The organism is Nonomuraea sp. NPDC002799 (genome assembly GCF_053592075.1).
Genome location: NZ_JBSFVA010000007.1, coordinates 140358 through 154748, shown reverse-complemented (window position 1 = coordinate 154748; position 14391 = coordinate 140358). Strand labels below are relative to the sequence as shown.

General features: G+C 70.9%; 13 protein-coding genes. 7 read left to right on the top strand and 6 right to left on the bottom strand.

Annotated elements, in window-relative coordinates; translation table 11 throughout:
- Position 1: 1 nt before the first annotated feature.
- The 4 genes from ACWD0F_RS16130 to ACWD0F_RS16115 all read right to left on the bottom strand — a co-directional run bounded on the left by ACWD0F_RS16130 (position 2) and on the right by ACWD0F_RS16115 (position 4140).
- Positions 2-1420, bottom strand: coding sequence for an MFS transporter (locus ACWD0F_RS16130; protein ID WP_449876007.1), 1419 nt, complete (start codon positions 1418-1420; stop codon positions 2-4).
- Positions 1417-2043, bottom strand: a complete 627-nt coding sequence (locus tag ACWD0F_RS16125) for a TetR/AcrR family transcriptional regulator (RefSeq protein ID WP_449876005.1) — start codon at positions 2041-2043, stop codon at positions 1417-1419. The genes ACWD0F_RS16130 and ACWD0F_RS16125 overlap by 4 nt, the downstream gene beginning before the upstream one ends.
- 889 nt (positions 2044-2932) lie before the next feature.
- Entirely contained in the window at positions 2933-3571 is a 639-nt protein-coding gene (locus ACWD0F_RS16120; protein ID WP_449876003.1) for a biliverdin-producing heme oxygenase, read from the bottom strand.
- Positions 3572-3696: 125 nt separating this feature from the next.
- Entirely contained in the window at positions 3697-4140 is a 444-nt protein-coding gene (locus ACWD0F_RS16115) for a hypothetical protein (RefSeq protein ID WP_449876001.1), read from the bottom strand.
- A gap of 382 nt (positions 4141-4522) precedes the next feature.
- Between ACWD0F_RS16115 and ACWD0F_RS16110 the strand changes: the two genes are divergently transcribed.
- Genes ACWD0F_RS16110 through ACWD0F_RS16085 form a run of 6 tightly spaced genes read left to right on the top strand, consistent with a single transcriptional unit; the run spans position 4523 to position 10331 of the window.
- On the top strand, positions 4523-5359 hold the full coding sequence (locus ACWD0F_RS16110) for an STAS domain-containing protein (protein WP_449875999.1): 837 nt from the start codon (positions 4523-4525) through the stop codon (positions 5357-5359).
- On the top strand, positions 5359-5724 hold the full coding sequence (locus ACWD0F_RS16105; RefSeq protein WP_449875997.1) for an STAS domain-containing protein: 366 nt from the start codon (positions 5359-5361) through the stop codon (positions 5722-5724). The genes ACWD0F_RS16110 and ACWD0F_RS16105 overlap by 1 nt, the downstream gene beginning before the upstream one ends.
- Positions 5721-6122, top strand: a complete 402-nt coding sequence (locus tag ACWD0F_RS16100) for an anti-sigma regulatory factor (RefSeq protein WP_449875995.1) — start codon at positions 5721-5723, stop codon at positions 6120-6122. The genes ACWD0F_RS16105 and ACWD0F_RS16100 overlap by 4 nt, the downstream gene beginning before the upstream one ends.
- Complete coding sequence (locus ACWD0F_RS16095) at positions 6122-7114, top strand: ATP-binding protein (RefSeq protein ID WP_449875993.1); 993 nt, start codon at positions 6122-6124, stop codon at positions 7112-7114. Before ACWD0F_RS16100 ends, ACWD0F_RS16095 begins: the two co-directional genes overlap by 1 nt.
- The gene (locus ACWD0F_RS16090; RefSeq protein ID WP_449875991.1) at positions 7111-8766 is read left to right on the top strand and encodes an ATP-binding response regulator; all 1656 of its coding nucleotides are present in this window, start codon (positions 7111-7113) and stop codon (positions 8764-8766) included. The genes ACWD0F_RS16095 and ACWD0F_RS16090 overlap by 4 nt, the downstream gene beginning before the upstream one ends.
- Positions 8763-10331 carry a SpoIIE family protein phosphatase gene (locus ACWD0F_RS16085; RefSeq protein ID WP_449875989.1) on the top strand — a complete coding sequence of 523 codons (1569 nt, stop codon included), beginning with the start codon at positions 8763-8765 and terminating at the stop codon, positions 10329-10331. Before ACWD0F_RS16090 ends, ACWD0F_RS16085 begins: the two co-directional genes overlap by 4 nt.
- Before the next feature lie 133 nt (positions 10332-10464).
- On the opposite strand, the gene ACWD0F_RS16080 is transcribed toward ACWD0F_RS16085, so the two are convergent.
- Both ACWD0F_RS16080 and ACWD0F_RS16075 read right to left on the bottom strand, forming a co-directional pair.
- Complete coding sequence (locus tag ACWD0F_RS16080) at positions 10465-11826, bottom strand: phenylacetate--CoA ligase family protein (protein WP_449875987.1); 1362 nt, start codon at positions 11824-11826, stop codon at positions 10465-10467.
- The gene (locus ACWD0F_RS16075) at positions 11813-13171 is read right to left on the bottom strand and encodes an MFS transporter (RefSeq protein ID WP_449875985.1); all 1359 of its coding nucleotides are present in this window, start codon (positions 13169-13171) and stop codon (positions 11813-11815) included. Before ACWD0F_RS16075 ends, ACWD0F_RS16080 begins: the two co-directional genes overlap by 14 nt.
- A 53-nt stretch (positions 13172-13224) precedes the next feature.
- Here ACWD0F_RS16075 and ACWD0F_RS16070 point away from each other — a divergent pair, with 53 nt between their 5' ends.
- Positions 13225-14250: a LacI family DNA-binding transcriptional regulator gene (locus tag ACWD0F_RS16070; RefSeq protein WP_449875983.1), complete on the top strand. Its 1026-nt coding sequence runs from the start codon at positions 13225-13227 to the stop codon at positions 14248-14250.
- The last annotated feature ends 141 nt before the right edge of the window (positions 14251-14391 follow it).

Sequence of the window (14391 nt, the reverse complement as noted above, 5' to 3'; positions counted from 1 at the left end):
TCTAGCGGTCGTCCTGGTCGCCGTCGTCGGCCAGCACGTTCGTCCTGATGGTGAAGAACGTGATCAGCGCCGCCACCAGCATCATCCCGGCGCTGATCAGCATCGCCGTCCTGAACCCCGCGTCGAAGACCCGCGGCTGCCTGAACGCGTCACCCACCAGCCCGACCAGCGGCGGCACCGCGGCCACCGCCAGCAGGCTCCCGGTACGGGCGACCGCGTTGTTGATGCCGCTGGCCGTGCCCGCGTAGCGGTCGTCGGCCGTGGCCAGCACGGTCGCCGTCAGCGGCGCCACCGTCGCCGACAGGCCCAGCCCGAAGACGGTCACCGCGGGCAGCACCTGCAGCGGGTAGGAGGAGCCGAACCCGATCGCGCTCATCCACACGAACCCGGCGCCCACGGTGAGGATCCCGGCCGTCATCGGCCAGCGCGGCCCGACACGCCTGGCCACCTCGGCGGCCCTGGCCGACAGCAGCAGCATCAGCACCGTCGTCGGCAACATCGCCAGCCCGGCCGCGATGGGCGAGAAGCCGGAGACCACCTGGAGCTGCACGACCAGCAGGAAGAACACCACGCCCATGGCCGCGTACATGATGAGCGTCACGACGTTCACCGCCGTGAACACGCGGTCGCGGAAGAGCCCCACGGGCACCAGCGCGTCAGGCGACCTGCGGATCTCGGTCACCACGAACGCCACGCCCACCGCCAGCCCGGCGATCAGCGGCACCGGCGCGCCCTTCTCGGTCAGCCCGTAGGTGACCCCGGCCAGCGCCAGCGCGGCCAGCACCGAGCCGAGCACGTCGAACCGCCCCGCCGCCTGCTCGTCCCTGCTCTCCGGCACGTGCCGCAGGGTGACGAACACGATGAGCACCGCGAACGGCAGGTTGATCAGGAACGCCCACCGCCAGCCGGCCGTCTGCACCAGCCAGCCACCCAGCAACGGTCCGATGGCGCTGGCCACCCCGCCCAGCCCCGACCACACCCCGACCGCTCTGGGCCGGTCGTGCCGCACGAAGGACGCCTGGATGATCGCCAGCGCGCCCGGCGTGAGCAGCGCGCCGCCGACGCCCTGCAGCGCGCGGGCGCCGATCAGGAACTCGATGCTCGGCGACAGCCCGCACATGGCCGACGCCACCGCGAACCAGACCGTGCCGATGAGGAACACCCGCCGCCGGCCGTAGCGGTCACCGAGGGAGCCGCCCAGCAGGATCAGCCCGGCGAGGGTGAGCGTGTAGGCGTTGATCGTCCACTGCAGCCCGTCCATGCGCGCGCTGAGATCATGGCCGAGGAACGGCAGCGCGACGTTGACCACCGTGCTGTCGAGCAGCGCCAGCCCGGACCCGAGCACGGTGGCGGCCAGGATCCACCGCCCGCGCGCCGACTTGAGCGTGACATGGCCGTCGGCGCGGAGCCCTTCCGTCATGAGGCGCTTGCACTGCCGAATGAGGCGCTCGCGCTGCCGAGCGCGCGCAGCACGAACTCCGCGACCAGCGCCCCCGCGTCCTCCACCGTCACGTCGCCGCTGATCAGCGGCACCCGCTCGGCGCCGATCACGGCGAGGATCATCCGGGCCGTGGCGCTCACGTCGAGCACGCGGAAGTCACCCGACTCCGCGCCGCTGTCCAGGATCCCCACCAGGACGCGCTGCATGGGCGCCACGTGCTCGGCGAGCTGCTGGTAGGCGTCGGGCCCGAGCGCGGCGCTGAGGTCGGCGGCGCCCGGATGGGGATGGGCGAGCAGTCCCGCGAGCTGCAACCGCACGAACACCCGCAGCCGCTCGGCCGGGGAGGCGTCCGCGGGCAGCTCCCGCTGGTAGCTGTCGATGAAGTAGTGGGTCACCCGCTCGGTGAACGCCAGCAGCAGGGCGGCCTTGTCGGGAAAGTAGTTGTACAGCACCGTCCTGGTGATCCCGGCCTCGCCGGCCACGTCGGTCAGGGAGATGGCGTCGATGCCCTGCACCCTCGACAGGCGCGAGACGGCCTGCAGGATCCGGTCGCGCGTCTGAGCGCGGTGCTCGCCGATCGTGGCGGCGGTGATGCGGGGCATGAGCCCATCGTAGGCCGCGCCAGAGATCTCAGGGAGAAATCGACGCGCCCGCCGCCCCGGAGACACCCGCCCCGATGCAGGGTCTTTGTCACGCCCTGCCGGGATGCGCTCGCCTGCCGGGATGCGCTCGCCTGCCGGTACCGGGATGCGCTCGCCCCGCCGGGATGCGTGCGCTCGCCCCGCTCGAGGAGCGCTCGCCCCGCTCGAGGAGCGCTCGCCCCGCCGCGGTTCGCTCACCCCTCTGTGCGCCTCGCCGGCCGTCTCCAGGCTCGCCGTGCGGCGGGGCGCCACCCCCCATGACGCTGACCTTCGATGGCGACCAGCGGCACGGAATGCCGGGGCGGACACCTCGCCGGCGGCGTGCTGGATCGCCCGCTCATCGACGGGCGGTAACACAGGCCTTATTCAGGCTGTCATTCCCATTTCATCGGTAATATCATTGATTTCTATGATGATATCGGGCTTATCCTCTTCTGCCGGGGTCGGCGGCTTGGGCGATGCCGGGGGAAGGGTACCGAGGAAACTCAGCCCCCACGGTCGATTCCGGCCTCCACTCATACAGGCCTCCCTCTCATCGACTCTTCACCTGGTGACTCCTCTATGGGCCGTGTGACGAGGAGATCGGGACCAAGTATGGCCGTTACGGGCGCGACCTTTCTATAGATGAGGGGCCGGTAATTGACGGTGCTCAATTATTCAAAGCAGAATGCGCTGATAATTATGGATTTATGAACCCGGACGGGCACTCGTCAGAGGACAGGCATAGGCACAACGGCGACGGCGCGGCGTCGGACGGAGAGGATGCGGCTCAAGCGGCGGTGGCGCGGCGTTGGGTGGTGAGGGTGCGGCTCAGGCGGCGGTGGCGCGGCGTCGGACGGTGAGGGCGCGGTCAGGCGGCGGCGGCGTGCTGGAGTTCGGTGAGGACCTCCGTGTTGAGCTGGTAAGCCAGCCGCACCTCGTCGATGATCCGCTGCTGCTCGCGCTCGTCCAGCTCCAGAGCGTCCAGCCGGGCCCGGTATTCGTTCTTGAACCGGGGCAGACTGCCCAGCTCGTCGAAGAAATAGAAGTCGACGCCCCCGCCCCTCTGGTAGCCGTAGATCTTCTGCAGCTCCATCCGGATGAACTGCCCGCCGGACAGATCGCCCAGATAGCGGGTGTAATGGTGGGCGATGTAGCCGCCCGGCCAGTCGGCCACCTGATGGATCCGCGCCACCAGCCTCTGGGTGGACTTGGACGGCGCGATCCGGGCGCGCCAGTCAGGCCCGTAGATGGTGGCCAGATCGCGCTCCAGCGCCCGCTCGCGATAGAGCTCGGGGAACACGAACCGCCCGGCCACCGGGTGCTCGGCCAGCTTGCGGGACACGCCGTCGAGGGCCACGTAGGCGAAGTAGTGTTGCATGACCATCTCGCCGTATTCGTGCTCGCTCAACCGGCCGCCCATCAGCTCCGTGAGATAGCCCTCGGACTCGGCCGACTGGTGGTCGCCCCAGGTGGCGTTCCGCAAGGTCTCGGAGAACGACGTCGTCACTGCCCACCCCAACTTCGCTAGCTTTCATGACGAAGTGTCACAAACACGGCATCCGGCGTCAAGCTGATGACGACACCATGTCATCAAAGCTTCCTTCTCCCCTCACGTACCCACGAAACACGAAGTCAAGAGGTCACCTCGCCGGCGTACCCCTGGGCGATCAAGGCGAGGTTGCGCAGGGCGGGGGAGCCGGGCGAGAAGTAGTCGCTGTGCCCGCCGGAGCCCGCCGCGAAGACACGCAAGGGACAGGCACCGCCCGAGGGGCAGGCACCGCACAAGGGGCAGGCACCGCACAAGGGGCAGGCACCGCGTAGGGAATCGGCGCCGCACGAGGGGCAGGCACCGCCTAGGGGATCGGCGCCGAAGCCGAGCGGGCCGAGCTTGATCTTGGGCACGAACCTGTCCGGCCGCCGGATCGAGTGCTCGCCTGATTGCCCGTCCGACTGCCTGCCTTGCTGCCCGCTCGCCTGCCTGCTCGGCTGTCCGGTCGGCTGGCTGTTCGGTTGCGCGGGCGGCAGGAGGAATGCCAGGGCCGTCAGGAAGCCCGCGAGGGCGAGGTTTCTGAGCATGCTGAGAAGTTATGGAGTGCGGGGTGTGGCCCGCGTCACCTCAGGGTTTGATTCTTCGGGTCGTACCGGAGGGTGATTCCGGCCACTCTTGGTCGGCCTTCCGCGTCTGGTCAGGGACGATCCGGGGCCGTGCCGAACCGGGTCACCGTCCCCGCAGCATCGCCGTCCCGTCGCGGCGTCACAGGCTGTCCGGTCTGTTCGGGATGTCCGGACGCTGGTGCGCGTGAACACTCGCCGTACCGGACGTGTCCTCGCTACGCTCCGGAGGCAACCCCCGCATATACCGTCTGTCACGTCGAATCGGTGAATCGGGAGTCCCTGATGTTCGATAAAGCGCATTAACATACGAGCACATTGCCCGCCGCCGTCTCTGGAGTGATCTTTGTCGATTCATGCCGATGTCGCCCGCCGCCGCATAGAGGACCTGCTCCGTGCCAACGGGGAGCAGCTCATCAGCCGCTGGGGCCAGATCGCCAAAGCTCCGCGCGAGGAGCTCACAGACCTCTACCAGGCGCTGCTCGCCGCACTCGAAGACGGCAAGAACGACCTCGCCGAGCTTCGCGGCATGCTCGCCGAGCTGTCCCGTTCGCGGGCCCGCGCCGGATACACGCCGTCCGAGACCTCCAGGGCCGTGTTCGGGCTGAAGGAGGCCGTCTACGAGCTCGTCGAGACGGATGCCGACCCTGAGGTCATGCGGGGGTTCATCTGGTTCTCCCGCCTCACCGACGACCTGGGCCTGTACACGTTCGAGGCCTACGCGGAGGCCCGCGAGAAGATCATCCTCGACCAGGCGGAACAACTCCTGGAGCTGTCCACGCCGGTGGTCAAGCTCTGGGAGGGCATCGTGGCGGTGCCGCTGGTCGGCACGCTCGACTCCGCGCGTACCCAGGTCGTGATGGAGAAGCTGCTGCAGACGCTGGTGGACACCGGCGCCGAGCACGCGGTCATCGACATCACCGGCGTCCCGGCCGTCGACACGCAGGTCGCTCAGCACCTGCTGAAGACCATCGTCGCGGCCCGGCTGATGGGCGCGGAGTGCGTCATCTCGGGCATCCGCCCGCAGATCGCGCATACGATCGTCACCTTGGGAATCGAGTTCGGTGACATCGTCACCAAGTCGTCGCTGTCGGACGCGCTCGCCTACGCCTTCAAGCGCGGCGGCGTGCAGGTGGTCGGCGCTCCGGGACGGCGCATCGAAGTACGGGCGGAGAAGGCGTAGTGCAGCGGATCCCGATCCTCAAACTCGGCGAGATCCTGATCGTCTCCATCCAGGTGGACCTGGACGATCAGAGCGTGCTGGCCCTGCAGGAGGACCTGGCCGACACCGTCGTCGCCGTCGGCGCCCGCGGCGTGATCATCGACATCAGCGCGGTGGAGATCGTCGACTCCTTCATCGGACGGTCCTTGTCCACGGTCGCCTCCATGTGCGGCATGCTCGACGCGCAGACCGTGGTCGTCGGCATGCGGCCGGCCGTGGCGATCACCCTCGTCGAGCTGGGCCTCTCGCTCGGCGGCGTCCGGACGGCGCTCAACCTGGAGAAAGGGGTGGCGCTCCTGGACCACGTCAGGAGCGCCACGCCGTGAGCGGCGACCACGAGGTCGTCATCGTCGGCAGCAACGACGTCGTGGCCGTGCGCCAGATCGTCCGCAGCGTCGCGGTCGAGGTGGGGTTGTCGCTCGTCGACCAGACCAAGATCGTCACTGCGGCCAGCGAGCTGGCGCGCAACGCTCTGGTCTACGGCGGCGGGGGAGAGGTGCGGATCGGGATCGTGCAGAACGGCCCCAGACGCGGTCTCAAACTGGTCTTCAGCGATGAGGGCCCCGGCATCCCGGACATCGAGCTGGCCCTCACCGACGGCTGGACCACGGGCAACGGTCTCGGCCTCGGGCTGAGCGGGTCGCGCCGGCTGGTCGACGAGTTCGATCTGACCTCCGCCCCGGGAAAGGGCACCACGGTGTCGGTGACCAAGTGGGGCCGGTGATGAGCCGCCGGACGGGCGCCTGGGTTCGAGCGGAGGACCCGAGCGCGGTCGGCGCCGTCCGCCGCCGGGCCGTGGAGCTGGCCGAGGAGGCCGGGTTCGACCAGGCGCTCATCGGGCAGACGGCCGTCGCCGTCAGCGAGGCGGTCTCCAATCTCGTCAAGCACGCCGTGGAAGGGGCCGTCATGGTGCGCCCGCACCCGGAGGCGCCCGCCACGGTGGAGCTCATCACCATGGACAAAGGGCCGGGCATGGCCGACGTGACCCGCGCCCTGCGTGACGGCTACTCCACCTCCGGGACGCTGGGCATCGGCATGGGCGCCATCGCCCGCATCGCCAGCGGCTTCGACGTGTATTCGGTGCCCGGCAAGGGCACAGTGCTCGCCATGCACTTCACCGCCGGCGGCACCGCCGGCCCCCCGCTGCGGGCCAGCGGCCTGACCCGGCCCATCGGCGAGGAGGTCGTCTGCGGCGACGGTTTCGCCCTCGCCGAAACCGGCTCTGTCACCACCGCGATGGTCTGTGACGGGCTGGGCCACGGCGTCCATGCCGCCCAGGCCGCGCAGCTCGCCGTCGAGCTGTTCCTGGAGGTGCAGGAGCTGGAGCCGGTGGCGATCGTGGAGAGCCTGCACCGCGGGCTCGCCCGCACCCGCGGCGGAGCGGTGGCGGTCGCCCGCGTCGAGCCGGGCCGCGTGCGTTTCGCCGGGCTCGGCAACGTCTCCGGCTGGGTGGCGCACGCGCAGGGGCGCAAGGGCATGGTGTCGGTGCCGGGGATCGCCGGGCATCAGGGCGGCCGGCTGCGGGAGTACGTCTACGAGCTGCCCCCGTACGCTCTCGTGGTCCTGCACACCGACGGGCTGACGGAGCGCTGGGAGCCCGGAGCGGTGCCGGGCCTGTTCTCCCGCACGCCGGCGGTGGTCGCCGCGGGCCTGATGCGCGAGGCGGCCAGCAGGAGGGACGACGTCTGCGTCGTCACGGCGAGGCCGGTCGCATGACCGGGGCCGAGCTCATAGGCGTCCGGCTCGACCGCGACCAGGACGTGTTCATCCTGCGCCGCCTCGGCCGCGCCGCCGCCGAGTTCGCCGAGCTGGAGCCGCAGGACCAGATCCGGGTGGCGACGGCGCTCAGCGAGGTCGGCAGGGAGACCTTCGGCCCGGGATCGAGCGCGGCGATCATGCTCGGCGACGGCGAGCTGCTGATCACGCTGGAGCACACGCGCGGGCCGGATCTGGCCGAGTCCGAGGGCCTCACGCTGGCCAGGCGGCTGGTCGACAAGATCGTGATCGACGACGGCCGCGTCACGCTCGTCAAGCGCCTGCGTCCGCGCCCGCGTCCTGCCGCGCTGCCGGAGATCCGCCGCGCGCTCGCGACGCTCGCGCCGGCCACCGCCCTCGACGAGCTGCGCGAGCAGAACAGGGAGCTGGCCGAGACACTGGAGGACGTGCTGCGCCTCAACGCCGAGCTGCAGGAGACCAACACCGGCGTCATGGCGATGTACAACCAGCTCTCCGCCGAGCTGGAGGAGACCAACAGGGGAGTGGTCGCCCTGTACGCCGAGCTGGACGCGAAGTCCAGCCAGCTCCGCGAGACCACCGAGGCGAGAAACCGCTTCTGGGCCACCGTCAGCCACGAGCTCCGCACCCCGCTGAACTCGGTGATAGGACTCGTCAGGCTCCTGATGGGCCCGGGCGGCGACCCGCTGACCGAGGAGCAGAGCCACCAGGTGCGGCTCATCGGCAGCTCGACCGGGACGCTGCTGGAGCTCGTCGGCGAGCTCCTCGACATGGCCAAGGCCGAGTCCGGCCGTCTGGACCCCCAGCCCGCGCCGGTCGACCTCCCCCGCATGGCCGACCACCTCCACGTGACGATGCGCCCCACGAGCGAGCGCGTCGGCGTCACGCTGCGCCACGAGGTGGCCCCCGAGCTCGCCGAGATCTTCGTGGACGAGGAGATGCTCCTGCGGATCCTGCGCAACCTGCTGTCCAACGCGCTGAAGTTCACCCGCAGCGGGGAGGTGTTCCTGCGGGCGGTCCACGACGAGGCCGGGGGCGAGGTCGTCATCTCCGTGACCGACACCGGGATCGGCATCACGGCGGAGAACCTGAAGCACGTGTTCGAGGACTTCTTCCAGGTGCCCGGCCAGCTCCAGGTCGAGTCCAGGGGCACCGGCCTCGGCCTGCCGTACGCGCGCCGGCTCGCCGAAGCCCTCGGCGGCACCCTCGAACTGTCCAGCACGTACGGCGAGGGCACCACCGCCACGCTGCGGCTGCCGCACTACGGCGGCCCCCCGGAGCTGGGGCGGGTGCTGATCGCCGACGACGACGAGGTGTTCCGCGCCGCGGCCCGCCGGATGTTGCACGGCTTCGCCGCCCAGGTGGACGAGGCCGCCGACGGCGGCGAGGCGCTGGAGCTGATGACGGCGGACCTGCCCGACGCCATCCTGGTGGACCTGCTCATGCCCCGGGTGGACGGCAGCGTGCTGCTGCAGCGGATGTCCGAGGACGACGCACTCGCCCGGATCCCGGTCGTGATGGTGACGATCCAGCCGCAGCGCGCCCCAGACGGCCGCCCGGTGCTGGCCAAACTCGGACTGCGCAGAGAAGAGCTGCTGCAAGCCATCCGCAGCGCGAGAGAGGATGCCGGGTGATCGATCCTGGGACCGTGCTGGTGGTCGACGACACACCGACCAAGCGCTACATCCTGTCGAGCTGGTTGCGCCGGGCCGGCCACCGCGTCGTCGAGGCGGGCGGGGGCGAGGAGGCCCTGCGCATCCTCGCCGGGCAGCCCGTCGATCTGGTCGTCCTGGACGTCCGGCTGCCCGACATCCCCGGGTACGAGGTGTGCGAGCGCATCAAGGCCGACCCGGCGACCGCGTCGATCCCCGTCATCCAGGTCTCGGCCAACGCCATCACGGTCGCCGACCGCACCGAGGGGCTGGAGCGCGGCGCCGACGCGTACCTGGCGGAGCCGATCGAGCCCACCGAGTTCGCCGCCACGGTGGAGGCCATGCTGCGCTACTACCGGGCACGCTGGCGGGCCGAGCTCATGGCCCAGCGGCTGGCCAGGATGGCCGAGGTGACGCTGCGGATGAACGAGGCGGAGACCTTCGACCGGCTCCTGACGGTGGCCGTCGAAGGCGCGGCCGAGGTGCTGGACCGCTTCGCCGGCACCCTGGCGATGCTGCCCGACGGGCGGATCCGCCGTTACCGCGCCTATCCCGGCGAGCGCGTCACCTCCCACCCCGCCGCGTCCGACACCCTCGAACGCCTGGCCAGGATGGTGACGAGGGAGTCGGTGCGGGCCCACGTGCTGGACCTCGACGCCGGCGCCTGGCGCAAGATCACCTCCGACGTCCGGATCACCGGCGGCAGCACCGGTGTGCTCTGCCGGACGAAGACCTCCCGGGTGCCCGTCTACTTGGGGGTGGAGGCCGAGCCGCCGCTCGACGCGGACGAGATCAACGTGCTGCGCCAGCTCGGCCAGGCCCAGGCGCTGGCCCTCGACGCGCTGCGCGCCTTCACCGAGGAGCACGCGATCGCGCTGACCCTGCAGCGCAGCCTGCTGCCCAGCCGCATCCCCGAGGTGCCGGGCCTGCAGGTGGCGATGCGCTACCAGCCGGCCGTCGACAACGTCGAGATCGGCGGCGACTTCTACGAGGTGCTGCCGATCGGCGACCGGGTGCTGGTGGCGATCGGCGACGTGGAGGGTCACTCGCTGCACGCCGCGACCGTGATGGCGGAGCTGCGCCACGCCATGCGGGCCTCGTTCATCGGCCAGGTCGACCTGAGCGCCTCGCTCGACCTGCTCAACCAGATGTTGCGGCGCTACCACCCGCGCATGACGGCCACGGTCTGCCTGATGCTCATCGATCCGGCCACCGGAGAGGTCGAGGTGGCCAATGCGGGGCACATCCCGCCGCTGTTCGCCGGCACCGGCTCCTTCTACCACAATCTGGGCAATCTGCTGCTCGGCGTCATGCACGAGGACTACCAGGTGGACCGGATCAAGCTGCCTCCCGGCGGCACGATCCTCCTGTACACCGACGGGCTCGTCGAGGATCGCAACATCTCCCTCGACGAGAGCATGGAGCACGCCAGGCGGCTGGCCGAGACGGTCGAGGACGACCTGGAGGAGTTCGCCGACCGGATGCTCGGGGCGTTCGGCGTGAGCGAGGACGACATCGCGCTGGTGGCCGTACGCCGCGTGCCGTGACTCAGGAGCCCCGCTCGGCGTGACGGCCGCGCCCTCCGCTTCCAGCACGTGACGGCCGCGCCTTCCGCTTCCAGCAGGTGACGGTCGCGCGTCCGCGTCTCCGGCACGGGCTTCGACCTCTTCGCGGTACGCCTCAGCGCGTGTAGCGGTGTTTGGCACCCGGCGGGAAGTACTCCGGGTCGCCGGCCGCACGCAGCCGGATGACCGGCACCTGCCGCGCCGGCGGCACGTAGGCCGCGAACTCGCTGTTCAGCCGCCGCAACTGGGCCAGGATCGACGCGCCCGCGGCCTGGGCCGTCTCCTCCGAGGGCTGCTCGCCCGGCATCAGCTCCACCGTCACCGTCAGCCGCCGGTCGTGGCGCTCGTCCTCCACCACCTCCATCACGAACTTGCCCGTCACCGAGCCGCTCACCCGCGGCTGCTCCAGGCCGACCGCGATGTTCTCCGGATAGACGTTCGCCCCGTAGTAGGACACGGTGAAGTGGCCGCGCCCGAAGACGTACACGAACGGCCGCTCCGGGCCCGCCGCCTCCGGCGCGAAGCCGTGCCGCCCGACGAACTCCAGCATGCGCCCGTACGGGATCACGCCGCCCTCGTCGGCGATGTGGTAGCGGATCAGCGGGACGCCGTTGTCGCCCGTGAACAGCAGGGTGCCCTCGTGCGTCTCGAAGAAGCGCGCCCGCGGGTCGTACTGCAGGAGGCTCGGCAGCCGGGACTCCCCGAACAACTCCCTGGCCGTGCCAGGACGGCCGGCCAGGAAACGGCGGATCTCGACCGACAGCGCGGTCTCGTTGCCGAGGACGCCCGCGTCGGCGGTGCCGTACAGGGAGGCGATGCCCCTGACCGGGTCGGACATCCCGGCCCGCCGCGCCACCAGGGTGCGCCACTCCTCACTGAACACCTCACCCGCGGTGATCAGCTTGATGTTCCAGTCGGCCCAGGGGAGGTCCTCGGTGTCGATGACGTTCTTCAGGAACGGCGGATAGCCCAGGAGCACCACCTGGTCGAAGTACGGGGCCAGCTCGGGGATGACGCGCAGGATCTCCCGCCGGTCGGTGCCCGGCGCCACCACGCTGATCGGATAGCCGCGCTCGGCCAGGTGGCGGCAGCAGTTGACGGTGAACAGGCCGCCCACCCACGTGCCGAGGGCGAAGCAGACCACGGCCAGGGTCCGGCGTTCGCGGGCGGCGAAGGAGTCACGGAAGACCTCCTCGAAACGCGCGGCGATGACGCGCTCGTCCGACGCCGAGCGCGGCCAGAACGACGGCGTCCCGGTCGAGCCGGAGGACACCGCGATCATGTCCCCGATCACGCCGTCCCGGCACAGGTCGGGCAGGGGATGACGCCGGATGTAGCCCTCCTTGGTCGTCATCGGCAACCGCCCGAAGTCGTCCAGCGTCCTGATCTTCCCGGCGTCGACGCCGTTCTCCGCCAGGAACGCCCGGTACGCGGGAACGGCCGACGCCACCTGATGGAAAAGCTCAACCGGGTCCATCAGCCGAATGTACGTCGCTCGCCCGCCAGGGCGCACGAGCCCCCGGCTCGTCGCCGCACCTTCCTCCGGCGGCGAGCGGGCGGGCGGCCTCCGCTCTCTTGAACGACGACACAGCCGACAACGCCGGGATCGTCGCCAGGAGCACGGCGGTCAGCGCGGCGACGCCGGCGAACGCCCGCTGCACTCCGGTGGCGTCGGCGAGCAGGCCGAAGGAGGCCGGACCGGCGAGGTAGCCGAGATAGGCGACCGTGGAGATGGCGGAGGTGGCTCGTCCCCGTGACGTGCCGGGGACCGGCCGGAGCCCGTAGGACAACAGGGTGGGAAAGAGCACCGAGGCTCCTGCGGCGGCGGCCACGATGCCCGTCAGTGCGAGCGGCATCGTGGGTGCGAACGCCGTCAGGACGCCGCCGGCCGTGGCGATCACGCTTCCGCCGGCCAGCGTGGCGATCGGGCGGCGCAACGTGAGCGCGGCGGCGGCGAGCCGGGCCAGCGCGGCCGTCGTGGCGAACGCCGCCGGCGCGACGGCGGCCAGCGGCGGCGAGGCCGCGAACCCGTCCGTCAGCAGGACCGCACTCCAGGACTGGTAGGCGTTCTCCGATGCGAACGCCAGCGCGCCGATCGCGCCGACCACGAGCAGCGCGACCCGGCCCGGCACGCGACCGGCGCGCGCCGGCGTAGCCGGGCCTTGCGCTGCGGCAGCGTCCTGCGCGGGGGCTGGGCCTTGTGCTGTGAGAGCGTCCTGTGCAAGGGCCGAGCGTTGCGCCGCGTCCTGTGTGGGGGCCGAGCGCGTCGCGGCGACGACGGCCAGGCCGAGCGCGGTGGTGATCACGGCGGCCACGGTGAAGTTCAGCAGCAGGCTGCCCGCCATCCCGGTGAGTGCACCGGCTCCCAGGCTCGACACCGCGACCGTGGCGGAGAACACCGCGTGCGAGCGGGCCACGGCGGGGCGTCGGGTCAGCCGCTCCACCGTCGCCGCGAGCGTGTTGATCGCCACATCGGCCGCTCCGGAGCCGGCTCCCGCCAAGAGCATGCCGACGCACAGCGCGGCCTGGCTCACGGCCGTGACGGAGACGACGACGCCCATGACGCCCAGCAGTACGAGCAGCAGGCCGGCGATCCGCAACCCGAGCGCGTCGACGAGCCGCCCGGTCAGGAGCATGGCGGGCAGAGCTCCGGCGGCCACGAAGAGCAGCACGACGCCGAACTCGGCGTCGCTCACACCGGCTCTGGCGCGTAACAGGGGCAGGGTGGCCCCCCACACCCCCCAGAAGGCGCCGAATCCGGCGAAGCCGAGGAACGGCGCCGCACGGAACGTCACGGCGGAGCGAGTGATCACTATCGACATGTGTGTAACGCTACACAAGTAAGATGGGCCCCGTGCCGACCAGCCGTAGACGCGTGACCCTGAAGGATGTGGCGGCCCGTGCGGGGGTGTCGCCCATGACCGCCTCCTACGCCTTCACCCGGCCGGCGCGGGTCGCGCCCGCCACCCGCGACCGGGTGCACCGCGCGGCCGGCGAGCTGGGATATCGCCCCGACGCCGTGGGCCGCGCGCTGAGATCCGGCCGGACGCAGCAGCTCGGGGTGGTCTTCAGCGAGCACCTGGCGTACGCCTTCGACGATCCCCAGGCGGCACAGTTCCTGGCCGGGGTCGCGGAGGTCTGCGTCGAGGAAGGCCGGGGCCTGACCTTCATCCCCACGCGGGGCGACGCCGCCGACGCCGACCGGGTGCTGTCCGCGCCGGTCGACGGCTTCGTGTTGTGGACCACCGCGGAGGACGATCCGGTGCTGGCGGGGGTCGCCGGCGACCCCCGCCCCGCCGTCATCCAGGGCGGTCCGCCACGTGAGGGCATCGCGTGTGTCACCCAGGACGACTACCAGGCCGCCCTCGCGGCCGCCTCCCAGGGGCTCCGTGACGGCCGGACGCCCGCGGTGATCTCCTTCCCGCTCGATCGCGACCGCGAACGCATGGTGACGACCGGCGCGAACCTGCCGCCCCGCGCACCGTTTCCGGTCACCGACGCCCGCCTGCGCGGCTACCGCGCCGCCATCGAACGGACCGGGCTCAGGTGGACGAGCACGCCGATCGTCGTCGTGGCTCGCAACACGCGGCGAGACGGCGTCGAGGCGGCGCTGGAACTCGCCCCCGGGCTCGCCCCCGATGCCCTCATCATCGCCATGAGCGACGAACTCGCCCTGGGAGCCCACCAGGCCCTGCGAGAGACTCATCCGGAGGTCGCCTACCTCGGCTGGGACGCCTCACCAGCCGGCCGGCGGCTCGGCATCATGTCCGTCACGAACCCGCTACGAGACCAGGGCCGCCGCTGCGCCCATCTGGCACTCAACCCCGACCAGCTGAACCACCACGACATCCCCTGGACCATCACCCCGGACCCCGGACCTGGACCCGAAGCCGCTCACTAGGGACAGCGGACGTCGAACATCAGGCGGCGGGAGGGCGGGCTGGCCCCGTCCCCTCAGCGTTGCTTACATCATTACGATCGCCCTGAGCGAACATCGGCAATGAAGGGAACATTCGGAGGCTCCGATGAATTGAGTCGGTAT

Bases quoted from the DNA above. Each gene is read 5' to 3' on its own strand.
- ACWD0F_RS16130 (WP_449876007.1), bottom strand. From the start codon at position 1,420: ATGACGGAAGGGCTCCGCGCCGACGGCCATGTCACGCTCAAGTCGGCG.
- ACWD0F_RS16125 (WP_449876005.1), bottom strand. From the start codon at position 2,043: ATGCCCCGCATCACCGCCGCCACGATCGGCGAGCACCGCGCTCAGACG.
- ACWD0F_RS16115 (WP_449876001.1), bottom strand. From the start codon at position 4,140: ATGCTCAGAAACCTCGCCCTCGCGGGCTTCCTGACGGCCCTGGCATTC.
- ACWD0F_RS16095 (WP_449875993.1), top strand. From the start codon at position 6,122: ATGAGCCGCCGGACGGGCGCCTGGGTTCGAGCGGAGGACCCGAGCGCG.
- ACWD0F_RS16090 (WP_449875991.1), top strand. From the start codon at position 7,111: ATGACCGGGGCCGAGCTCATAGGCGTCCGGCTCGACCGCGACCAGGAC.
- ACWD0F_RS16080 (WP_449875987.1), bottom strand. From the start codon at position 11,826: ATGGACCCGGTTGAGCTTTTCCATCAGGTGGCGTCGGCCGTTCCCGCG.
- ACWD0F_RS16075 (WP_449875985.1), bottom strand. From the start codon at position 13,171: ATGTCGATAGTGATCACTCGCTCCGCCGTGACGTTCCGTGCGGCGCCG.